13 protein-coding genes are annotated in these 23,770 nt (G+C 43.3%); 3 read left to right on the top strand and 10 right to left on the bottom strand.

From position 1 onward, the window contains the following. Nucleotides 1-272: Uma2 family endonuclease (locus P5674_RS02840; protein ID WP_315669783.1), on the bottom strand; the 272-nt coding region annotated here is incomplete at its 3' end. A 164-nt stretch (nt 273-436) separates the two neighbouring features. Between P5674_RS02840 and P5674_RS02835 the strand changes: the two genes are divergently transcribed. Both P5674_RS02835 and P5674_RS02830 read left to right on the top strand, forming a co-directional pair. Next, on the top strand, nt 437-907 hold the full coding sequence (locus tag P5674_RS02835; RefSeq protein WP_006618135.1) for a DUF29 domain-containing protein: 471 nt from the start codon (nt 437-439) through the stop codon (nt 905-907). Nucleotides 908-961: 54 nt separating this feature from the next. Next, nucleotides 962-1,921 (top strand): glycosyltransferase family 2 protein, encoded by a 960-nt coding sequence (locus tag P5674_RS02830; protein WP_006618136.1) that lies wholly within the window; start codon nt 962-964, stop codon nt 1,919-1,921. A 101-nt stretch (nt 1,922-2,022) separates the two neighbouring features. Here P5674_RS02830 and P5674_RS02825 read toward each other — a convergent pair whose 3' ends face one another. From P5674_RS02825 to P5674_RS02785, 9 genes are all read right to left on the bottom strand, one after another. After that, entirely contained in the window at nt 2,023-3,792 is a 1,770-nt protein-coding gene (locus P5674_RS02825; protein WP_006618137.1) for a class I SAM-dependent methyltransferase, read from the bottom strand. A 49-nt stretch (nt 3,793-3,841) separates the two neighbouring features. Beyond that, nucleotides 3,842-4,999: a glycosyltransferase family 4 protein gene (locus tag P5674_RS02820; protein ID WP_006618138.1), complete on the bottom strand. Its 1,158-nt coding sequence runs from the start codon at nt 4,997-4,999 to the stop codon at nt 3,842-3,844. Nucleotides 5,000-5,016: 17 nt separating this feature from the next. Further along, entirely contained in the window at nt 5,017-11,235 is a 6,219-nt protein-coding gene (locus tag P5674_RS02815; protein WP_006618139.1) for a tetratricopeptide repeat protein, read from the bottom strand. A 337-nt stretch (nt 11,236-11,572) separates the two neighbouring features. After that, complete coding sequence (locus tag P5674_RS02810; RefSeq protein ID WP_315669782.1) at nt 11,573-12,655, bottom strand: tetratricopeptide repeat protein; 1,083 nt, start codon at nt 12,653-12,655, stop codon at nt 11,573-11,575. Further along, entirely contained in the window at nt 12,622-16,686 is a 4,065-nt protein-coding gene (locus tag P5674_RS02805; RefSeq protein WP_286167419.1) for a tetratricopeptide repeat protein, read from the bottom strand. The genes P5674_RS02810 and P5674_RS02805 overlap by 34 nt, the downstream gene beginning before the upstream one ends. Nucleotides 16,687-16,907: 221 nt before the next feature. Further along, nucleotides 16,908-18,008 carry a calcium-binding protein gene (locus P5674_RS02800; protein WP_315669781.1) on the bottom strand — a complete coding sequence of 367 codons (1,101 nt, stop codon included), beginning with the start codon at nt 18,006-18,008 and terminating at the stop codon, nt 16,908-16,910. A 692-nt stretch (nt 18,009-18,700) separates the two neighbouring features. After that, a complete protein-coding gene (locus tag P5674_RS02795; protein ID WP_006617329.1) occupies nt 18,701-19,063 on the bottom strand; it encodes a hypothetical protein in 363 nt (120 codons plus the stop codon). Nucleotides 19,064-19,147: 84 nt separating this feature from the next. Further along, nucleotides 19,148-20,017, bottom strand: a complete 870-nt coding sequence (locus P5674_RS02790; protein WP_006617330.1) for an ABC transporter permease — start codon at nt 20,015-20,017, stop codon at nt 19,148-19,150. 38 nt (nt 20,018-20,055) lie between these two features. Continuing rightward, on the bottom strand, nt 20,056-21,075 hold the full coding sequence (locus tag P5674_RS02785) for an ABC transporter ATP-binding protein (protein ID WP_006617331.1): 1,020 nt from the start codon (nt 21,073-21,075) through the stop codon (nt 20,056-20,058). Between the two features lie 90 nt (nt 21,076-21,165). On the opposite strand from P5674_RS02785, the gene P5674_RS02780 reads away from it, so the two are divergent. Continuing rightward, nucleotides 21,166-21,858, top strand: a complete 693-nt coding sequence (locus P5674_RS02780; RefSeq protein WP_006617332.1) for a response regulator transcription factor — start codon at nt 21,166-21,168, stop codon at nt 21,856-21,858. Nucleotides 21,859-23,770: the final 1,912 nt, after the last annotated feature.

Below are 23,770 nucleotides of genomic sequence, written 5' to 3'. Positions count from 1 at the left end.
CGACTCACCCAAGAAGCATCAGGGGAACGGATCGCCCCGTTGGGGAGAATAAATCCGGTGGAGGAGTCGAACCCTTCGCCCAATTCTGGGTTTGCTTCTACCCAAATTCCTAGTTGGGTTGTCAAGCTGAAATTTCTTTTTCCCGATTCGCTCCCGGTCGGTGGTGTCACGAGCAATTCTCCTGTGGCTGTCCGTTCCAATCTTAAATCGGGGTTGGCGGCGGCGATCGCCTGGAATTGTTCCTGACTGACATGGAGAAGGGTGGAGTGCATCGGATTTCCTCCGGGAATTCGGGTGGATATTGTCGATAGTAACTCAGGGGGATGGGAATGCGATCGCCTCTCGCGTAGCACGGGCATCTTGCCCGTGTTATCATGATGAGATAGGGTGATGCGATCGCCGATCAAAGACGACCACTGGAAGACGGGAAAAAAACATGAAAAACTCGGTCAAGAATCAACTTCAAGAATTGTATAAAACCGACGGTTATTTGTGGCTACAGCAAACCGTCGAATTGTTGAAGGAAAAAGACTTCCAAGATTTAGATCTGGACGGCTTGATTGAGGAGTTGGAAAGTTTGGGAAGGAGTGAGTTTAACAAGGCTAGAAGTCTTTTGAGGCAGATTATCATCCATCTGCTGTTGTTGGAATACTGGGAGAAAGAATACGAGCGGAACCATCGACATTGGCAGGCAGAAATTATTGCGTTTCGCGATGATTTAATTCATGAGTTGACGGCAAGCCTGAAAAATAAGCTGATTCTAGAATTGGACTCTATCTATCATGTCGCCGTGAGTTTCGTGAGCAAGAAAACGGGTTTATCTAAAAGTCTATTTCCGGCTAACTGTCCTTATTCTTTTGAAGAATTGTTGGAAGAGAACTGGTATCCAAATCATAAGAGAAGCTGAGGAAATTTACATGATTTCATAAGGAGGAGTCCGAATCTGAATCAGCATCCGAGGGTGAGTGTCATTATTCCGGTTTACAATTGCGATCGCTTTCTCGGGGAAGCGATCGATAGTGTTTTAATACAGACTTATCAAGATTATGAAATTATTGTTATTGATGATGGTTCAACGGATCAAACTTGCCAAGTTTTAGAACCTTACAGGAATAAAATTCAATATTTTTATCAAGAAAATCAAGGTTCTGCTGTTGCTCGTAATTTAGGGATTAAGGAAGCTAGGGGTGAATTGATTGCGTTTTTAGATGCGGATGATTTCTGGCTGTTACCGGAAAAGTTAGGAGAACAAGTGAATTGTTTTGAGCAACAGCCGAGTCTGGGTAGTGTCCATACAGGCTGGCGAATTGTTGATGAAGCAGGTGATAAAATTATTGATGTAGAACCTTGGGGTGATGTTCCTAATCTAAATTTAGAAAGTTGGTTAATGTATAAACCTGTAAAAACCAGTGGAATGATGATTCGCCAAGACTGGTTAGAAAAGGTGGGGGGGTTTGATGGGGAGTTGCGCCAATCCCATGATGTTGATTTGGTGTTGCGTTTGGCGTTGATGGGGTGTGCAGCCGCTTGGTGGCGACGGGTAGCGGTGGGTTATCGGAGGTATCAGGGGAACACAACCAGAAACACGCAAACTCAAGCTAAATGTTTGCTGAAGGTGTTAGATAAGTTTTTTTCTCATAGGGATTTACCCGCATCTATTCAACAAATGGAGTCTCAAGTGCGTTATCATACTTTAGTGTGGATTGCTTGGTATCAGTATTATCAAGGATTTTATGGGGAGATGGCTCGATTTCTCAAGAGGTCTTTAGAATACACTCCTTACTATAAAGTTGAAACGATTTCAGACTGGGTAGAGCAGTTCAAGAAGTTTTCAGTTCAAAATCGCTTGAGTTTGGATATTTGTTTGTTGACGGATTTACCTGAATGGCAACAACTTATCTTTAAAATTAGGGCAATCTGAGTATAGCCCAATCCAGACAAAAAAACTTTGTGTAAACCAGAACATCCAATAATTTAAAAAATGTCCTGTAAAAAGCATAGATAGTAATTAAATATAAACTACTATTTCTGACAAAAAATTAATATTCTTCTTGAAAAATATTTAGGATCGGTTTTTCTTAGATAATCAATAATTTCAACATTATTAAAATATTTTTCTAATGCTACTGTAAAATTAGAAAGGCAATATTCTTCAGGAAGTGGGTTTGGATGAGGTTGAGGATGTCCAAGTATGCCACCCTGACCATCAGGCATAAACTCAGTAATCACAAATTTTGTACTAATTTTTGATAATTTTTCAGCAATTTGATCAAAGCTTATATTTTGAGAGAGATAAAGATGGTGTGTGAGTGCAAGTGCTAAAACCAATTCTGCTTGTTCAGCAACAGACATAAAAGAGTTGCAGGCAATTTTAAGAGAAATTTCATCGTGTTTCCTCACAAATAAATAAAGTTTATTGAGGGCATATTCATCTAAATCAATAGCTAACCCTTTAAGACCTTCTCTTGCCAGGAGCAAACTAAATACTCCATCATTGCATCCGATATCAATAAAGGAATACGCTCCTGCTGCGAATTTTAGGGCTAAATCAATCACAGCCTTAAATCTAGAGTCGCTAAAGTCGTAGTTTTCTTGGAGCAATTTTCCATTGTATGCCAGCATTAGGGCTTCCTCATTACGGTAGTCAGACCATCGTTCTTTTTGTGGATTTAACCCAAGTTGATCTAATATAAGGCGCAGAGAAGCTAAAGCTTGTCGCCGTTCATGCTGTGGATAAGTCTCGCTAACTCTTAATTGTTCTATATCACCACTAATTTGTATTGCTGTTTCCATACTTATGCCATCTAGTGATTTATGCATTAGATTTCTTATCTGTGGAATATTTCGTTCAATAGAAAACATAATTAATGGTCGAACATAACAACGTACAAATTGACCATAGCCAAATTCTATGTGAGATTTTACATTAGATATTGAACCAATATCACACCACATAGGTATTGCATTATCCATTTGAACAAAATTTCCATAATGTCCATCTAAAAGACCAAACTCGTCTTCTGGAAAATAATCTAACAATATTTCATTAATAGATATAAACGTATAAGCAGCATCACGTAACATTAATATAGGATAATTGGGAGGATAGACAGGAATTCCTGTTGTTGAAAAAGCTATATGTTGGTATTGGTCATGTTTTACTGATTTAAAAAAATGAGATGGTATCATTTTTTCTTTTGAAAATAAATTAACCAAACCAGTATTAAGAACTAAATCTTTAACAATATTTAAATCTTTTCTAATTAATCTAAAGTAACAGTTTTTAGATTTATATACATAGCCTATAGGATCTTTTCCCATACTTATTTTTTTGGCATCCAAGTGATTGATGTCCACATTATCAAATAAAACCATGTAGTTTAAACTTATACCTAGCTTCCTTTTATCTAAAGATAAATTGTGTTCAAAAGGAGATAATAGTTGATTGATTATAAACTTGATTATAATACAATCACTACCAATTAAATTTCGAGGTATAGTTAAGTCAAACCATTTCAAACTACTGACTTTCCACGTCGTTAGAAACTGCTCATTAACATATAGATCAACATCTTGATGATCAATTAAACCGCCTGCAAGAAATCCTTGACAACAAATATATAATAAAAGGTCATTATGGAGCAGTGAAACAATCTGAAAACTAATTTCTGCTTGACTACCATCCGACCAACAGTGGTGTTGCTCAGGAGTTGACCAACCATGAGATAAAAACTTAGCCCCAGGATAACCAGAAAAAAAACAAATCTTGTCACCTAAATGGTATCTATTCATGACTAACTCCAAAAATTACATCTGATTGTTTTGCTAACTAACTGTTATTTTAAACCAAAAAATCGACTTCAGCTTGAATTGTCCGAAGTTTTTTCCATTCAGCAAAAAATTTATCATATTTACCGGAACGTGCCTGTGCTAATAGAATTTCCAAGTTATTTACTAAACTTTTCGCCATAGTTTCCCAATTAAAGTTCCCTGCCTGTTCAATACCTTTTGTTCGGAGTATTTGACGATAGTTAGAATCAGACATTTTGATGAGAGCGTTTTTCATTTCTTCGGTAGATGTTCCACTAATTAGGCAAGCTGCATCCCCTGCCGCTTCTGCCAGAGAACCGTGATGGGTTGTAATAACGGGGCAACCACAAGCCATAGCCTCAATTACAGGCATACCAAAACCTTCATAAAGTGATGGATACACGAACGCATGAGCAGAGCTATAAGCTATTCCAAGCTCATCATCTGTAAGTTCAACTCGCTTACAGCTAACATTTGCAGGGAGTCTTTCTAAAACTTCTGGATCAATTTCTTTTTCTCCACCGACACAAAGAATATCAAAGTTTGCACAAGCCAATTCTAAAAAAGCATCAAAAAAGATTTTACTGTTTTTATATCCGTTATGTTGTGTTCGTGAACCTACAAATAAAAAAAATGGTTTTTGGCATTCAAATTTCTGTTTAAAAGAGGAAATTTCAGGTGCTGAACGTGGATAAAATGCACTTCTATCAATTCCACAGTGAGCAACAGAGACATTATAATCTGGTATTTCTGGATAAAAAGCAAGAAGATCATCTCGAGTATTGTAGCTTATACAGAGATATCTTTGTGCATAAGAGATTGCTATTTCTTTTTCCATCCATCCTTTAACAGTCAGATCAAAATCAAAAATTTCAGGGATCATATCATACACCATTAATAACATAGGTGTATTAATGGGAGTTGTATAATAAGTAGATGTAAAAGCATCTATGTGGTAAAAATCACAAATATTTTGTATAAGCATAGAGTCAGCAGGACAGTAGCATGACTGATATTTTGGAAAAGGAATATAACAAACACCATCAATAATAGGTGCGTTACCACGATCTAGAAAATATATGTCAAAAACTTTCCATCTAGCAATAATACTGAGTAGAGTTTTCCAAACTCTTGCTATGCCAGTATTATTCAATTGGAAAAAAACCCCGTCTATCAGTATTTTTGCCATTGACGTTTAACCCCCTATTAAAATTTATTGTACCTAGCGATGTTACGCAACGCATATTTAGCCATCATATAACGATTTAGGCTACCGTCATCAAGGGAATCAGCAATTCCTATTTTGCTACAAAACTCACTAAAAGGCATAGTCAACATATCTGAAATAAATATTTTGCAAAATCGTTTTGAAATCTCATGAGATTCAACCAAGCCTCGTGTGTTACTACAGGTAGATAAACCTTTTGGATTCTGAAAGTACACAACATGTGGGTCGTTAACTTTATAAAATATTTTTCCGGCATTTAAACATCTCATCCAAAAATCACAATCACCAGCAGACTTATAATTGATATTAAAGTAACCTATCTCCTCATGTAATTTTTTTCTCCACATCGGTGCGTTATGAGGTGAATTGAAACTCATCATGTTATCTTTTGTAACCACTGGAAGATTACTTTGGTAATCATATAATGCAATTTCCTCGTATGGTAAATTTATGTCAAATGTATAATAAAAATCTTGATAAACAATATCCACAAAATCCAGGTTGTCAAGGACTCCCGCTTGGATCTCTAAAGAATCTTGCCTGCGTAAGTCATCAAGATTGGTATTTGTCAGATATTCGCCTTTTGCTACCTTAACACCACAATTCCAAGCGTCATAAATGCCGATTCTATAGTTCATACGCATATAATTAATATTTTTATATGAATTCATATAACGTTGAATTACTTCTGATTCATTTTCGGGTGAGTTAGCATCAATTATAATTAACTCACAGTAATCTTTAAAACAACTTTGTGTTGTAATGTTATCCATGAATTTGTCAATATAGTCTCTGCCACAATAAAGGCTGGCTATTGCCGTTACCAAATATTTTTTTTCTGAAATAATATGAAAACGGTTACAGTATTTTGTCTGTACAGAATCAACTTTTTGATTAGAATATGATTTCTTGATCCAGTCTTTCATGCTTATATACTGAGAAGTACCCATGATATTACATGAAAGACCATCATGGACGGATGGACGTTCATCAATGAGCAACTTAACTGCATCTTGAAAGATTAGTTTTAAGACATCTTGTCTGCTTATTCGATCATTAGCTAGTTCTTTTTCCCATAAATACATCTCCCTTGCATTGCATCCTCTATTAAGCACTGTCCTATAAGCATACTTTATAAACTCACCATCTGATAAATTTTCATATTGTTGAACAGATGAATTAATAATTTGTCTCTCTTCAGAATCAAATGCTAGATGAAAGAATTCCTCAAATTTTAATCCATTTAATAAATTATTTAACCATTCTTCAATTTCGCTTTGAAGTGGCATTCGATTTAGAACAACTTTGTAAACATTAATTATTGCATTTTCTAATGTATATTCTTGAGATTGAGTAGGATTATTTTTGCTTAAATCTTCAATTGAGTTCTCCGTATTTTCTTGTGTTAAATTGCGTTTAGCCATCTCTCTCTCTATCTTGTCTAAAATCCTAGAATTCTCTTTTTTTAAGAAAACTTTTTCGACTGAATTGTTACAGTTATTAATTATTTTAATATTGCTTATAACTATCTGAGTCAGATTTAGATAATCCGAATTATTTTTTACTTGTTTTGTTATATCAATCATTGTTTCAAATGAATCAATATTTAAAGGAGGATTTTTTAACATTTTATATATATTAATGAGTTCATCAAGTGAAAGCACTTCAACGTTATATTTCTTAGATGCAATATGGGAGCAAATAAATTCTAAAAAATTATTTTGATGCTCATCAATATACTTTCGCAAAAAAACAATTGCATTTTTAGAAAGTTTGTTAGCCAATTCCTTGTTTCCATAAATTTCACTTACAGCGTTGCATATATTTTCTGCATCTGCCCTTTCCAGCACATATCCTTCCTGACCATGTTCTACCAGCAACCCCATATTTGCCATCGGTAGTACCACAGGTCGTCCCATTGCAAAATATTCTGGCAACTTTGAGGGTACGCGCTGATCATTAAATAGACCAGTACAACCAGGTTGGACTAAAATATCCGCTGCTGCTAGAATCTCCGGTACTTGATCTCGCTCTACCCAGCCCAGATATTTTTCATAAGCTCCTCCCCAACTCTCAACACCTAGTTTCTGATCATTCAACCCGGTGCGTAATAACACAGTTGGGCATCCCCGTAGATTCAGAATTTCCACAGCCCGATATAACTCCTGTACCTCATCCCTGTTGCCACTATGGACATTACCCGTATAAGCCAACACCAAATGCCCCTCTGGAATTCCCAGAGAGCAACGCAAGTCCAGATTCATAGGCCGAGGATAAAACAATTTCTCATCCACTGGAGCAGGTAACACAAGCTCGGCTACTTGCTGGGTATTAAACCCCTTGAGAGTGTCAGTAATCATTGTCAATCCCTGCGCCCGGTCGAGAAAAGCTCTGCCCTTGATAGGGTGGTAGCGATTGGCGGGGATCAGCCTGTCTAGATCGGCTTCCGGTAGGTTAACTAACTCAGCAAAAGACCTTCCTAACTTAGCTTCAGTCAAGTATTCCTCATTATCTTCCAAATGGATGATCAAAGCAGAAGCATGGCGATCAAGCAGCTTTTCTACAAACTTCCGCACCACCTCACGGGGAGTCCAAGCATAAATCACGTCAGGACTGCGACCATCGGCAAAAGGAAAACGGGTACGGGGTGCAATAACCGCAGAAAATGTCAATACAGAGATGGGGTTTAATCGATGACTTGAAGTTTGTCGCACCTCATCCGCCCCATCAGGAACAGCAAACACACAATCAACTCCTTGCTCGACCAACCTAGCAGCATGGAGTTGAGCCTGATAGCCACTGTTAGATTCGAGGCTCTCATAAAGCACAAACAGAACATTAACGGAAGCACTATCAATTTGCACCCTTGGTTTACCAATCAATTGCAGCACATAATTATCCCAACTTTGCTTAAATACCCTATGGTTTTTATCAAGAATTTGTGCACGAACTTGCCCATTCCCCAGTTTCCGAGTTGCACCCTCCCAATGTTGCAAACTCACCTGATTAATGCAGTAGCATTTTTTTTGCAAATCCCTTCCCAGGCGCAAACAAAAATCAATATCTTCCAGCCCATAATCATAATCCAGGGAAAACCCCCCAAGCCATTCAAACTCGACCTTCCGACACAACAAAAACGCCCCTGTCACAGCCGCAGGGAAGAAATCACCTCCAACTTGAGAAGAAACCCAATAATTGCTCAGACTCTCGTGTCGAATCTGCTCAGGCTGGAAATAGCCCCGCTTTTCATTCCACACAAAGTGGATACCTGTATGCTGCACCCCTGCTTCCTTCCCTTTGGGCAGTGATGAAGGGTCATCATCCAAACGCACCCCCACTGCCCCAATACTAGAGTCATACAACTTATCCACCGCTAGAGGCAGTACATCGTCAGTAAAAACAATATCATTATTCAGAAACAGCAGATACGGATACTTAGCCAGACTTGCCCCATAATTACAAGAATCCGAAAACGAAAAATTTTCGCCCCGATTCACATAACGAATATCTCCCTTAATCGCTTGCTTCCGCACCACCTCAGCCGTGTTATCCTCGGAACCGTGGTCAATAATAATTAGCTCGACCGGAAAATAAGTATTCGTGGCGAAAAAAGTAGATAGAAGACGATCCAGTAAAGTCGCACCATTCAAACTGAGAACAATTACAGAAACCCCCTGATCCACCTGACGTAAGACCTGACTTTTTACTTTCTGTTCTCCCCACCCCGAGAAAACAGACGAAACAGAAGGCAACCCCTCCAATAAAAAATTCAAGCGATCCGATAACAACCCTTGATTGGTTGATCTCGCCATAACCGAATCCAAAACCAAGTCCAGTCTCGGCTCATTCTCAGCATAACTAAACTCTGCTACAAACAGTTCTCTAGCCTTGGAACGGAGCCTCTGAGCCTCAGCATCATCGGACAACACTCGACCCAGAGCAACCCCCAAATCCAACTCACTTATCGGAACCACTGCTCCTGACTCAATCACATCTTTTACAGCGACAGTCTGTGACAACAGCACCGTTAAACCCACACCCAAAGCATCCGACAACTTCGCCGGAATCTGGAACTGCGACACTGGAGACTGCCCATCTGGCAATAAAATACAGATATCTCCCACCGCCACCACATCAGGAATTTGGTTAAAGGGCTGATTCTCCAGAAACAGATAGTTCACGCCCTGAATTGCCTGTAATTTCGCCTTCAGGCTTGGATCAGGAAAATCACCCACAATCATAAATACAACATCCTGTCGCCCCAGAGTAGCTAGGGCTTTCGCTGTTGCTACCAGACCCTTGTGTTCCTTTGGTGTACCAAAGAACAGTACCACCTTCTGTTCCTGAGAAATCCCCAACCGTTCCCGACTTTGATACCGACGCTCAGACGAAGGCTCAAAGAGCTTCTCGTCACGCGCATGGCGGATAATCTCACCCCCATAGCGCTTTTGTAAAGCCGGGTTTGAGACCGTTACTGCATCAAACTCTTTAACCAGCCCTACGGCGATCTGTGTCCACTCTTGACCAGTCAAGTTTTTCAGTTCTGGTAACTGACCTTTAGATTTCAGGAACTCTTCTAATTCAATAGGCGTTTCAGCCTGAACAAAAGCCAACTCCTCATCATCAATATCCACAATTACCCGTGCATCCCAGACCAACTTGTACAGCAAGCCAAACAGAATATTGGGCATACGAGGCTTAGACAAATGCACCACATCGTAGGGATGAGATAATACTAGGTTCATTGCCTGTTCAACAAACTGACTTTCATCCTCAACAATGAAACTATGGCAAGGAATAGAAGTCTTGCGTATAGGTTCCCATAGTTCTCGACCATAGTTCGGAAAGATACTACCAATCATTTCCACATCTGCGATCGCTTGATAAAGTTGGGCGAGGGTATAGGCGCGACCTGCTGAATTGTGAGCCAGTTCCCAACTACACACAGCCACTTGAGGACGTTTACCAAGTTGATGAGCAGTATCAACTGCTAAAATATCCCCTTTTATAACTCCCCAATTCCGATAAAAATTAGCCAGCCGTGGCTCAATTTTCACCGCTCGATTACCTGCTTTTTCTGCCTCCTGTAAACGTCCCAATTGTCGCAAAACCCGAATTAAATTAAAATGAGAGCCAGCCCACTCCGGCTTCAACTCAACCACCTGCTGATAAGCCTTAATCGCTTCTTGTAAACGCCCCAACTGCTTAAAAATATCTCCCAACCGATGCCAAGCCACTGCCTGAATTTCATGATTATTAGAGTCAATTTGTAAAGTGCTTTTATAAAAAGTAATAGCCTGCTCTATTTTGCCTTGCTCTTTCAAAACATCAGCCAATTTTAAAGAAATCTCAGCATCTTTGGGGTTTACCTCCAATGCCTTATAATAAAGTTGTAAATCTGTTGGATTATCTTTAATTGCTCTGTGATAGACTTGAGAAATTTCTTCAGAAGAAATCTGAATTTGATTTCGCAGAGCTTCCCCTAGCTTTTCATGAAATTGTGGCAAATTCGGATCTATTTTAACCGCAGAACGATAGGCGGAGATCGCCCCTTCCCACTCCTCTTTTTTAACTAAAATATCCCCTAAATTATAATGCGACCAAACAAAATTTGGATCTAACTCAATGGCTTTTTGATAGGCTGCGATCGCCCCTTCCCAATCTTCTTTTTTAACTAAAATATACCCTAAATTATGATGAGATAACGCAAAATCTCCCTTCAACTTAATCGCATTTTGATAAGCGTCCGCCGCCTCATTCCATCGCTCCAGTTTTAACAGAGCATCCCCCAAGTTATTATGAGACCAAGAGAACTCCGGGTTAAGAGCGATCGCATTTTGATAAGCCTGGGCCGCCTCTGACCATTGTTCCAACTTCGACAGTGCATCCCCCAACAGGTGCCGAGTTTGACTGTCCTCCGGCGACTGTGCCGCCACCCCACCCAACACCTCAACCGCCTCATCCCAGGCTTCCAACTGCACCAAAACCCTACCTAACTCTCGTTGGGGTTCCAGCCAGTCCTTGTCTAAAGCGATCGCTTTTCGTAATTCAATCGCCGCCGGTTGCCAATCTTCTCGCAGCGCTAGGGCTATACCCAACTTCCAGTGAATTTCTGCCACTGTCCTATGTTGCTGTAGGGGTCTAGTGTTTCTGCGCCGACTCTGTGTGATCAGGAATTGAGGAGACTTAATAGACATAAGGGGGATGCTCTCTCTAGTCGCTATAGGACAGGATTTGTTGGTGTTACCCTAGTAAGGCTTGGTTGGGGAACTATTGCTGATGCAACTTGGCTTTCCCAGTCTCGCCTAATTCAGTATAGACGACGCTCATCTAAAAGTGCAAGGCAAAAACCCAAAATTGATGTTGATCACAGTCATACTAAATCACTCATAACTTGAGATTGTGATAGTTTGATGTTTTTTGATGTTAGTATCTTGAGAGTTTTTGTTAAATTAAAAAAAAACCGATTTTATCGATTTTCAATTTGTAGTTACTGGGAATATCTCCAAAATTATATATCCTAAATATATCCCCTTATCCATTATCATTGTTTTCGGTTTCCTGGTAGGCGTACTCCTTAGATTTTTTAAACGCTTCGATCGCCTCATCCACCCGTCCCCAACCCTGCAGAGCATCACCCAACTTCTGATACACCTCCCAATTCCCCGGATTCAACTCCAGCACCCGGCCATAAATCCCCGCCGCCTCCGACCAATTTTCTCGCTCCAACTCCAGGTCCCCCAACACCTCCCAAACCGAGACCCAATCCGGCACCAGAGCCACTGCCCTTTGATAAGCGACGATCGCCTCTGACCAAGCCTGCATCACTACAGAAACATCCCCCAAATGCACCCACATTTCCCCATCATCAGGAGCCAAAGCCACCGCCTTTTGGTAAACCCCAGCGGCATCAGACCATTGCTCCAACGCTTCCAAAGCCTGGGCTAATAGCTGCAACACCTCCAGGCGTTCAGGTTCCCTATCGAGAAGGTGACGGCAAATATCAACACAGCCCTGCCAATTTTCCGCCCCCGCTGCGGCGATCGCCTCTTCCCAGGCTGGCTGACCCGGTGGTGGTGCAGAAGCCACCCCCCCTATAGGGATGTGATTTTGCCGGGTTACAGGTTCTTCTACCCGCCGCTGAGGAGGTTTCTGGCTGTCTACTACCGGGGAACTAACAGATTGCACTGGGGGCAAAACTGCCATGGGTGGAGACGGTAAAATCTGGTGGTGAGAAGTAGGTAACTGAGATTTATAATCTTCCCCTATGGGAGTAGGGGCAACCCTCCTGCGGTGCCCTCCCAGCCAACTGAAACCAGGAAAACGCTCCCACCAAGGTCGTTGTGGCTGAATTGGTCGGGGGGGTGTCGGTTCCCGACGTTCCGCTAACTCAAAGCAAAGGCGATAATAGGTCATCGCTTCTCCCTGTCGTCCCAAATCATAGAGGGCTTCGGCTAACTGTTGATGAGCTTTAGCACTGTGGGGGTGGGTAGTAACAGCCACCTGATAACAAGCGATCGCCTGAGTTTTTTGTCCCCTACGCCATAACCCCTGAGCCAAATTCAAACATTCCCCCAGGGAAGCTAGTTCCGGTTTTGCCTGGATAGCTTCAAACAAACAGTCCTGTAGGGGCGGGTTCCACAGTCAGCCATGCTTCCGACCAGCCAGCTTTGTAAACCCGCCCCTTCTTTACCCAAAGACCCCCAGGCGCTGGCTAAACTCCGATAAATGCGGGGATGGGGTTTTAACTTCACAGCTTCCTGTAAGCTGACGATCGCCTCTGGGTAGCGTCGCTGTTGCAGACACAATTCCCCCAACTCCTGATGCCATAGGCCATTTTTCGGTTCCAAAGCGATCGCCTTTCGATAGCAGCGTAGGGCTTTACCATATTCCCCCAAACCCACCAGAGCCATCCCCCAGATACCATATGCTCTGGCTTCCCTCGGTCGCCACTGCACCACCTGCTGACATTGCTGGACACAAGCCTGATAGCGCTTTTGCTGATATAACTCCGTGGCCCTTTCCAAAGCGACATCGACATCAGGCGGCGCAAAAGCCCCACCCCCTGGCGGTGGCAACTCTTCCGGTATTTGTCCCCCAGCAATTAAACTCAACACCCGCGCCTGACTAGGAGGTAGGCTTTTGTTACTATGGCGTAAAGCCTTAGACAGATTTTCCAAAGCCATCAACAGGCGGGGATTTTGTTCGAGGGCGCGCCCATAACAGGCGATCGCATCATCCCACTTTTCCTGAGCCACCAGTGCTTGTCCCAAACTGTTGCGAGACTCAAAAGAGTCCGGTTGCAACTCCACCGCGCGCCGATAGGCGGCTTCCGCTTCCGACCACAAACCTTGAGCCGACAGAACCTCCCCCAAATTGTGATAGGCTTGGGAATCGTGCGGCGATCGCCTGACCACCTGACGATAACAAACCTCAGCCTCCTGGAGTCTGCCACTTTGTAAAAGGCTATTACCCACCGCCAAAAACTCGGAGACTTCCCCCTCTTCTGGCTGCAAAATCAAAGCCTGATATCGACAACTCACAGCTTGCTGAGGTTTTCCCAGCTTATGCCACACTTTACCCAAATTCCGATGAGCAGCTACCAAGTCTGGCTGGAGAGCGATCGCCCTTTCATAGCATTTTATCGCCTGTTCCCAGCCTTGCATTCTCGCCGCGAGACTACCCAAATTCGTGTGAATTGTCGCATCTTCCGGGTTTAACTGCACCGCCTTCTGAAAAGCCGCCACCGCCTCCGGTAATCGTTTCATCCCCAACAAAGCCTTACCCAACAAGGCGTAAATATTCGCCGTCTCTGGGTCTAATGCCAAAACCTGCTGACACAGACTCAAAGCCTGCTGAAATTGTTTTTCCTGCAAATTCGCTTCCACCTGTGCCACCATATCCGATAGTGGCTCCGCTATAGTTTGAGGAATCTCTAGTTTCTCCTGACTTGCGCTTTCAGGTTGGGGCGGGGGCGGGGGCGGGTCTTTCCTTTCAACCACAGATTCCCTGTAACCAAGAGTCTGCGCCCTTTGATACCAATATTGTGACCAATATTCATCTCCCCGCTGTTGCCAAACTTTACCCAATAACTGACAGGTGACAGCAGAATTAGGGTCATGGTTGAGGGCTTGTTCACAAGCAGCCATGGCGGCATGAATGTCACCACTTTGGAGATGAAATTCAGCTTGTTTCTGAAACCCGGCGGCTAGGGCGGTTTCGCTCAAATTGGGAAAATTGATCATAGGAACCTTGGACATTGATGGCTGGGTGAGATCATGTTTCTGGCTAGGAGTCGGAAGGCTGGCTGTATCGGTGGTGAGTACAGAGTCTAGCAACTGTAGCAAGGTCTGTGGGTTAATCCAGATATCTTCTGTTAAGGCTGTAGGATACATCAGTTGTCGGAGAGGATAGCAGTCTAACGCTTCTCCGGTGATGTAGTAGTGATGGAGTCCCAGTTGCCGACTTAACCCCCAAAAGTAAGGCCTAATGTAGTGGGGAGACATCAGTTCAATTATCGTCGTTTCAGGCTGACAGAAGATTAAATTGGTTAACCCGCTACCGTGGGATGCTACAATCACTTCTGCTTGGGAAAATACTTGAGCCTGTTCTGCGACAGATAGGGTTTCTGGGCTGATGGTAATAAATCCCCGCTGCTGCAATAGGGCGGCGATCGCTTCTTCATTTAACAACCGCCGATATTTGGCGCTATGACGGCTGATATAGATGAGCTTTGGTGTTTTTTGACCTAATTTGGATTTCTGTGTGTCGGAGAGTTCCAGAAAGCCCTCTGAGTTCAGGTTAACGCCTAGGGTGTCCTCCTGTAGCCAAGTCCGACGATGCCAAGCTAACACCCAGGGTGGTGGATAGCCTACGGGTCCGGCAAAATCAGGCACTAAAAGCTGATCTGCTTGGATATGGGGGTGAATGTCGCTTTCGACTATTTGCGATTCTGGTATACCTAACCGTTGCAGGGTTTCTCGTTGGAAGGGGTGACGGATACTGTTGACTACAATGCGATCGATATCCTGCCAATTGTAGCCAGCCTGTCGCAAAATTTCTAATCGCGGCAGTACATCAACCATCCAATGAAAGTAAACACTACCCGATATTCCTGATACTACCGCAACAGTTCCGGCGATCGCCTCTGCTTCTGTCAGTCCATCCTTCGCCAAAATCGGGTGGCGGCGAGGGTCATGGTTACGGCAACCTGGTAAGGGAGTCGGATAAAATCGGGAAAATTGTGGCAGCATCTCCCCTTCCGCGTTAATTATGGCGGTGGCGTTACAGACTTTCCACCAATTGCGACGCGGATCAACAATCGCCCGCCCCTGGGGTAAAATTGTCACCTTTCCGGTGGGGTTGCATAAAGGTAAAGGCGCTGGGGGTTTCAATTTGTATTGATGGCTGCCTAACTGTTGGGGGGCAAAGTTTTCTATAATAGGCTGTAGGCAAGGATAGCAGTCTAATCCTTGACAGGCTGGTAGGTCGGGGTCAGCAGCCGGTAACTCTGGTATTGACGGAATGGGTTGAGATAGGGGTGGGCTGGTTTCCGGTTCGGCTGTTAATAGTTCTAAACTCTGATTATAATGTTTTTGGGCTTCTTTCAGGCGACCCTGTTCCCTCAGAATATCTCCCCAAGCCAAATGGGCGGCGGTGAAGTCCGGTTGCAGTTTTAGGGTTTTTTGATAGTATTGTTCGGCGGAACCAAAGTTCTGGTATTCTGCTAGGGCTTGACCTAAGTGAAAGTAGGTTTGGGCTAGTGTGATCACACTTACGGATATGTCGTTTTGATTCAGTGCTTGTAGTAGCTGGGCGCAGGCTTTTTGGGCTTCCCCTAAACTGCCATCAACGGCTTGCTTTTCACTTTCGGTTATATAGGCGGTTAACAGGAATTCCTGCCCTTTAATGGCTTCTTTTAAATGGGCGATCGCTTCTGGAAAATCTGCTAATTCCATCAGTGACCAAGCTAAATCACTATGGATACCCGGAAACTCTGGCGCTAGGATTAACACTTTTTGGAAGCAGTCTAGGGCGGCTATATGGCTTCCCTGTTGTTGCAGCGCTTTCCCTAGGTTATGTTGAATTATGGCACTGTCCGGTTGCAGTTGTACGGCTTTTAAAAAGGCGGCGATCGCCCTATCCCAATCCTGTTTTCCTAATAGCGATCGGCCTAGGTTATTATGGAGGCTGGCAGTCTGGGGCCATTTCTTCAGGGCGGTTCCGAGAATCTCTAAGGCGGTTTTATATTCCCCCCTTCCTACTAAAATACCCCCTAAATTACTATAAGCCATGGGGGTTTCCGGTTCCAGATAAATGGCGTTTTGATAGGCGGCGATCGCTTCCATTTCTCGCCCTTGCTTTTGTAGGATTAATCCTAAGTTATAATAGGCGTTCGTGTAGTTCGGCTTGTGGATTATCCCTTGACGGTAAGAGGCGATCGCCTCCTCTATATATCCCAATTTTTCTAAGACAAATCCTAGATTATAATGTACCTCCGGCCACTGAAAATAAACCTCTAACGCCCTTCTATACCAATCTACCGCCTTGCCATAATCTTTCTGCTCCTGACACAATAAACCTCGCTCGGCTAGGGCTTGAGCCGCTGGGGATGGTTGGTTTATCGACTGGTTGCTAACCATCATCATTCATGTATTTTTTCTGTATACATCGTCACTTTTTACCCATTAATAATAAGTCGAATTTACAGCCATAATCTATCATTACCAATTTCTCAAAATATCCCTCACCATCTAGGCTAAAACAACCTCGACTATTATCCGGTCAAATTTCACAAATCTTAATATATTGTCAAAAACATCGGAATTTAGGTTAAGAAAAGTCTCCCGATCTACCACCTACTCAACCACTAGATTAAATCGAAGCTGTCGGAGTCGAGGTCATCTAAGCCTTCTCCTAAATGCAGAATCGGAATCGCTTGTCCATTGCCGTCAATGTAATATAAAACGCCACTGGTAGAGTTATAAACCAGGTTAGCCCCTCCCGTATTGGTGGGATTGTTCGGATCAAAGTTAGCAATTGTGGTAAACTCACTATCAGCTAGGTTTCCCGCCCCTCCCAACATATCAAAAATATCCGCATCTAATTCGATGCGATCTTCACCCACAGTAAAATCTGTGATGGTGTCGAGTCCAAACAACTCTTGAATACTGAAGGACTCCTTATCGGGGTCACCAGAAACCAGGCTAAAGGTATCAGATCCTTTACCCCCCGTCAGAAGGTCATTACCTTTCTCGGCAAAAATGCGATCGTTCCCCTGACCACCATAAACGGTATTATCCCCTCTACCACTATGGATAACATCATCACCCTTACCACCAAAGATCAGGTTATTTCCCGGCCCACCAAACACGGTGTTATTACCTTCGACACCGTAAATGGTATCGTTACCAATACCACCATAAATTAGGTCATCACCCTTATCTCCAGACAGGATATTATTACCTTCCCCGCCGTAGATGGTATCATCTCCCTGACCTCCGTGGATGATGTCATCACCCTTACCACCAAAAATCAGGTCTTCTCCCTCGTTACCAAATAGGGTATTATTGCCTTCTCCAGCGTAGATTGTATCGTTACCTTTACCCCCATAGATGCGATCGTCTCCTGAACCACCATAAACGAGGTCATCTCCCTCATCTCCAAATAGGGTGTTATTGGCTTCTTCTCCAAAAATGGTATCGTTGCCTTTACCTCCGTAGAAGAGGTCATCTCCTAGACCTCCAAATAGGCAGTCCTCACCCTTGCCACCATAGATGATATCGTTACCCTTGCCACCCGCGATCGCATCATTCAGGTTCCCACCAATGATCAAATCACTATCTTCAGTACCCACAAAGCGGTTTTCCTGGTTCATAAACCCTTCGATGATTAAGCCACCATCGATCGCATTGGGATTAGGCCTGCTGCTGTGGGGCTGTGTGGGATTAGGTATTAATTCGGCGGTCATGGTAATTCATTCCTGGTAGATTCACGGTTGTACTCAAAAACGTAACACAGTGATATAAGCAACTATAATACTGCTCAAACACCCGATATATTTAGCGATTAGAGTCTCCGGGATTCCCTGGAACCTAAATCAGCGATCGCAACTAATCCCCCGACCCTTCTCAATCATCCGAGTGATTGGCCGCTGACAAAATCAGTCTAACAGTTACATTATCTACTGGCAATATAGCACAGTGATATAAGCAACTATAATACTGCTCAAACACCCGATATATTTAGCGATTAGAGTCTCCGGGATTCCCTGGAACCTAAATCAGCGATCGCAACTAATCCCCCGACCCTTCTCAATCATCCGAGTGATTGGCCGCTGACAAAATCAGTCTAACAGTTACATTATCTACTGGCAATATAGCGATGACATCTGATTCAGGTTCTTTGACCGATAATCCTGACATTTGTTCCGGTTTAACTATTATGTATCAGTCCATACCAGTTCTATTTTATCCTGTTACAATATCAAAATAGTTGAGTCGTTTATGTCAAGCTACAGTAAAGAATGGCTCGACTATGTTAAGTTAGTGTAAAGGTATTGATAAAAGATGATTTTTGATGTATAATTTACGCGGGGAGAATGGCATCAAATTAATCACTAAATATGGCAATTAATTCTCGCTGCCCCCTCCCCCATCGGTTTTATGGTATTTGCTCAACTTCCGCCGCCGGTTCTAGGCTGGGTTGAAGTTCGATCGCCTGGCGTTGTCTTTGGCGAAATTCCGCCGCCGCATCTTGGATATTTTGATTTTGTTGATTTTGGATGAATTCCCCATTCATATCAAACCGACCTTGCTGGACACTGTGGAGAATATCGAACAATGTCCGCTGATTAAGGGTATTAGAGGAGTCGGTAGTGCTATTACGACTATCAAAATCTTGCAGGGGATTAATGGTGGCTTGGGCGATTAATTCAGGTGCAGCCATAACCGCAGACCCGAACCCGAAAGTAGCGATCGCCGAAATACTCAAACCTAGGGTAAGTTTCAAAGGTGTTAATTTCATAGTGGCTATCAGATTCAAACAACTACTGTAATCATACCTCTCCTGTACAGAAGAGGTATGGCAATTTAGAAATTCGTGGGAGTATCAAGCGAACCGACGGCGTAAGAGGGGTTGAATGATTAATAACGAGGCGATCGCAAACGCCAACAATACCACCAAAGCCACCCCAAAAGTTATATCACCAAAAGGAGCCACCATCACCACACTACCGAAAGACCAACTCTCATGGATATAAAGATAGCGAATTGGCTCGATCGCATAACTTAATGGATTCAGGGTAGCCACCACCTGTAACCACCGAGGCATAAATGACAGAGGCGCTAAGGCGGTGCTGGCAAATAATAGCGGTAAATTAGTCACAAAAATCACCGCAATTAGTTCAATGTGACCAGGGAGGGCAAAAGCCAGACCTAAACTTAAACCCGTTACCCCCAAAACCAATAATAACACCACCAGAGCAATCACTGCTAATCCCGCAATTCCTGGCAATCCTGCCCCGATAAATGCCGCCACAGCGACAATCGCTGCAGTTTGAATAAAGCTGAGGGTGACGATATAAATTGCCGAAGCCAAAACAATGGAAAATCGGGAAGCCAAAGGTGCTACCAGTAGGCGATTAAGGAACCCAAATTCTCGGTCAAACATCACCGGCAATCCGGCATTTAAAGCCCCCGCAAAGGCGGTAAATACCATAACTCCTGCCCCCAAAAATTGACCATAATTATCAGTTTCTCCAAATAATCCTTTGGGAGCATTTTGGAATAATGCACCGAAGAGAATTAGCCACATTAATGGCTGAATTACTCCGGCTATTAAAGTTGATGGTCGTCGCTTCAATTGAATAAATAAACGACGGGTTAAAGCCGCTGTTTCCTGAATAAAATCGGCGATATCATTGGATTTTTCCGGTCTAATTTCAGTATTGGATAACTGATTAATGCTGGTACTACTCATGGTTTACAAGTCTCCATTAACGGTTGATTTTAGACAAGTTAACGCATATTGCGCTTTTTCTCCGCTTTCGGGTCGCGAGTGGCGACGGCGGCCATTTCTGCATCCATTAGAGTTTGACCTGTAGCCGCTAAATAGACATCATCTAAACTAGGGCGAGATTGTGCTATCCCAAAGGTGGGTAAGCCAGCATCTTTAAGGGCTTGTTGAATGGTAAATAGGGCATCATTTTGGGATGCAACTACTAGGTTCAGAGAATTTCCCTGAGCCTGATTGATGATTACCTCTTGGACACAGGGGAGGGGCTCCAATAGGGCTTTGGCGGCTTCGGCTTCTGGTAATGGGGAAAACTCCCTAATTTTTAGGGTAATGCGATCGCCTCCTACTCTGTCTTTAAGTTCTGAGGGGGTTCCGGTAGCAATTACTACCCCTTTATCAATGATGGAGACGCGATCGGCTAAAACATCTATTTCCTCTAAATAATGGCTGGTAATCAACACTGTGATACCTTGTTCTCGCAATTGTCGCAGGAAATCCCACACTACTACCCGACTTTCAATATCTAACCCAACAGTGGGCTCGTCGAGTACCAAAACATCCGGTTGATGCAGGAGTCCAGAAGCCAGATCTAGGCGCTTACGAATACCCCCAGAATAAGTCCCGGTTTTTTGATCAATCCATTCCCCTAATCCTAGCAAATTGGACACGGTTTCAATGCGCTCTTTGATGCGAGGACGGGGGATATGGTACAAGGAGGCTTGTAGTTGCAACAGTTCCCGACCTGTGAGAACCTTATCAATGGCTACTTCCTGGGCTACATAGCCAAGGCGCTGTCTAGCTAATTTGGGCTGATCGAGAACTGAAATTCCCGAAACGGCTAACTTTCCAGCGTCGGGAGTGATTAATGTACACAGCGATCGCAGGGTCGTGGTCTTACCTGCGCCGTTAGGACCAAGCAAGCCAAAAATTTCCCCAGGCTGAATTTCTAAGGAAATATCTTTGACGGCTTCTACTGAGCCGTAACGTTTTTGGAGATTTTGGATAAGAACGGCAGGAGTCATGTCACAATTAAGCTAGGTGCTGCCCATATTTACATTGCTCAACATTTTAACAGTCGCCCGTGTTAGTTAGTAAACTAAAGGCCTTGTACCATGAGCCGGATTTTGATTGCTGAAGATGAACCCCGGATAGCTGCTTTTTTGGAAAAGGGACTGCGGGCTAGTGGTTTTACTACTGCGATCGCCAATAGTGGACAAGATGTTTTAGATCAGGCGGGCGGCCAGAATTTTGATTTGCTGATCCTAGACCTGGGACTCCCTGACCGCGATGGTTTCCAGATTTTAAAAGAATTGCGTGGTCAGGGGGAAACTTTACCCATTATCATCCTCACCGCTAGGGATGACCTCAGCGACAAGGTGGCGGGTCTGGAGGCGGGGGCTGATGATTATGTGACTAAACCCTTTCGCTTCGCTGAATTGCTGGCTAGAGTCCGCGCTAGACTCCGCAACCAAACAGGTAAACCGGCTGATGATAATAAGACTCTCTCCACCGCTAATGTCTGCTTGAATTTGTACACTCGTGAGGTACAAGTGGCCGATCGCACTGTCCAACTTTCCGCTAAGGAATTTCTGCTATTGGAAACTTTTCTGCGTCACCCGGAACAGGTACTTAGTCGAGAACAGTTACTTGATCAGGTTTGGGGTTATGATTATGACCCAGGCTCTAATATCGTTGATGTCTATGTGGGCTATCTACGGAAAAAATTAGGAAGCGATCGCATTGAAACGGTTAGAGGTATGGGCTATCGGTTATCTACTTCCCCCGCTTCCTCCCCTCACATTTGACAGTGGTTGATATGATCTGCCATTTTGGGGGGAACAATTGATCTGGAGCGATCATCTTGTTTATAACTGTTTTGGTCGATTCAGATTGTTGAGGGGTTAACTAAAATTAATCCAACTTCCAGTTTCGTTTGATAATCTTTAGGGTGTGTCCAAGCTCAAATTAGCCGTTAATTCCCTACGCATAAAATCCTTTGGTTCTGGGTTTTGTGTGGGTTTTCCTATGGTAAAGCGATCGCACTTTTGTAGATTAATAATTTTCTGACCAAGACTTCATGGATATCTTAAACAATACCCTTATAATGAGGGGTACAAACCGGAAACCCTCGGATTGCTGATCAGCCAAGTTCCTTGGCGACCAACCCCAGCTCAAGATCACATAAAACCGATCTAATGGTATATTACACCATGTCAACTTGTCGTTCTGGAACTATCTGTATATTGAGAGGAGGCCATCTGTTACCATTGCTCAGAAGTTGGACTACAACCCATCTGACTGCTTAGTGGTACATTGAGGACGTTATTATCCCCGATTATGCCGTTACAGCATTATAGGCTGTTGTGAGCCTCAGATGATAACTCTAAGTGATTTACTAGATCACAGATGGGTTAAATTTGAACTAAACCATTAATTGTTAATTATTCCAATTGAGGATTTTTCTAGCATGGACGAAGAACTTTTTACAACAGTATTCCTAGAAGATGATGAGCTTCAGGAAATCTCCGACGATTTCGAGGCAGAAACTCCGTTTTTGTTGCCCATAGAAACTGTAGATGATGCTGCTGAGGTAGAAATTACGACCACAGCCGCCCCCGTAAATCCCCTGAGTGATGTAGTAAATCTTCGGGACTTTATTATTGAACAACTTTTTGATGAGGAAGTTTATCTAGCTCAAAACCCAGACCTCGCACAATTTAAATTAGAACTAGAAGCAGCGGGTTTTGAGTTTAATCTACGGGAACACTTTAGGGAATTTGGTAAGTTTGAAGGTCGCGAATTTAGTGCTTTTTTCAGTGTGACTCGATACCTGGAGAAAAACACTGATATTTCCCTAGTCATCAATCGTGAAGAAGCCTTCAGTCACTTCTTGGATTTTGGTCTGAATGAAGCTCGAGAATTTAGCGACTTTTTTAGCGCCAGTTTTTATGCCGAAGCCAATCCAGACTTAGCTGCTATTACTCAGGAAACTTTAGTTAGTAAGTTCGCTCATTTCTTGGGTGTTGGACAGTTTGAAAATCGCCGGTGTAGCAGAGTATTTGATGCTAATAACTACCTACAACTTAACCCAGACGTTAGTCAGTTACTGCAAGAATCAGCTAACCTAGGTTTACAAATTAGTGCCTTTAGTCACTTCATCACCAGGGGTCGGTCTGAAAATCGGCAGTTTAGCAATATCTTTGATGTGAGCGAATACCTGCAACTCAACCCCGATTTAGTTCCCTTTGTTGAAAGTGGGGAAATTAACGCGATCGACCACTGGGTAAGATTCGGTATTTCTGAACGGCGCGAGTTTAGTCTTTCCTTCACTGTTTCCCAGGTTTTAAGAACTCTCAGTCTCAGCAGTTTAACCGAAATCAACATCTCGGAACTGTTTGCTCAAATAGAAAGCAATCTCGCTTTAATTATTGAGAGTGAAGATGATGTCGATGATGATGTCGATGATGATGTCGATGATGATATCGATGATGATGTCGATGATGATGTCGATGATGATATCGATGATGATGTCGATGATGATATCGATGATGATATCGATGATGATGTCGATGATGATATCGATGATGATATCGATGCTACAGCACCCGAGATTCCACAGATACCCCCATTACCGGTAATACCTCCCATAGCAGAGCAACCCGAACCCGAACCCGAACCCGAACCCGAACCCGAACCCGAACCCGAACCCGAACCCGA

The sequence above is a fragment of the Limnospira sp. PMC 289.06 genome, assembly GCF_032350395.1.
GTDB classification, from domain to species: Bacteria; Cyanobacteriota; Cyanobacteriia; order Cyanobacteriales; family Microcoleaceae; genus Limnospira; species Limnospira platensis.
This window is presented reverse-complemented; position numbering and strand designations above follow the sequence as displayed.

Excerpts from the sequence above, each read along its gene's own strand:
- P5674_RS02820 (WP_006618138.1), bottom strand. The coding sequence starts at position 4,999 with ATGGCAAAAATACTGATAGACGGGGTTTTTTTCCAATTGAATAATACT.
- P5674_RS02785 (WP_006617331.1), bottom strand. The coding sequence starts at position 21,075 with ATGACTCCTGCCGTTCTTATCCAAAATCTCCAAAAACGTTACGGCTCA.
- P5674_RS02835 (WP_006618135.1), top strand. The coding sequence starts at position 437 with ATGAAAAACTCGGTCAAGAATCAACTTCAAGAATTGTATAAAACCGAC.
- P5674_RS02790 (WP_006617330.1), bottom strand. The coding sequence starts at position 20,017 with ATGAGTAGTACCAGCATTAATCAGTTATCCAATACTGAAATTAGACCG.
- P5674_RS02815 (WP_006618139.1), bottom strand. The coding sequence starts at position 11,235 with ATGTCTATTAAGTCTCCTCAATTCCTGATCACACAGAGTCGGCGCAGA.
- P5674_RS02780 (WP_006617332.1), top strand. The coding sequence starts at position 21,166 with ATGAGCCGGATTTTGATTGCTGAAGATGAACCCCGGATAGCTGCTTTT.
- P5674_RS02805 (WP_286167419.1), bottom strand. The coding sequence starts at position 16,686 with ATGATGATGGTTAGCAACCAGTCGATAAACCAACCATCCCCAGCGGCT.
- P5674_RS02825 (WP_006618137.1), bottom strand. The coding sequence starts at position 3,792 with ATGAATAGATACCATTTAGGTGACAAGATTTGTTTTTTTTCTGGTTAT.
- P5674_RS02795 (WP_006617329.1), bottom strand. The coding sequence starts at position 19,063 with ATGAAATTAACACCTTTGAAACTTACCCTAGGTTTGAGTATTTCGGCG.
- P5674_RS02800 (WP_315669781.1), bottom strand. The coding sequence starts at position 18,008 with ATGACCGCCGAATTAATACCTAATCCCACACAGCCCCACAGCAGCAGG.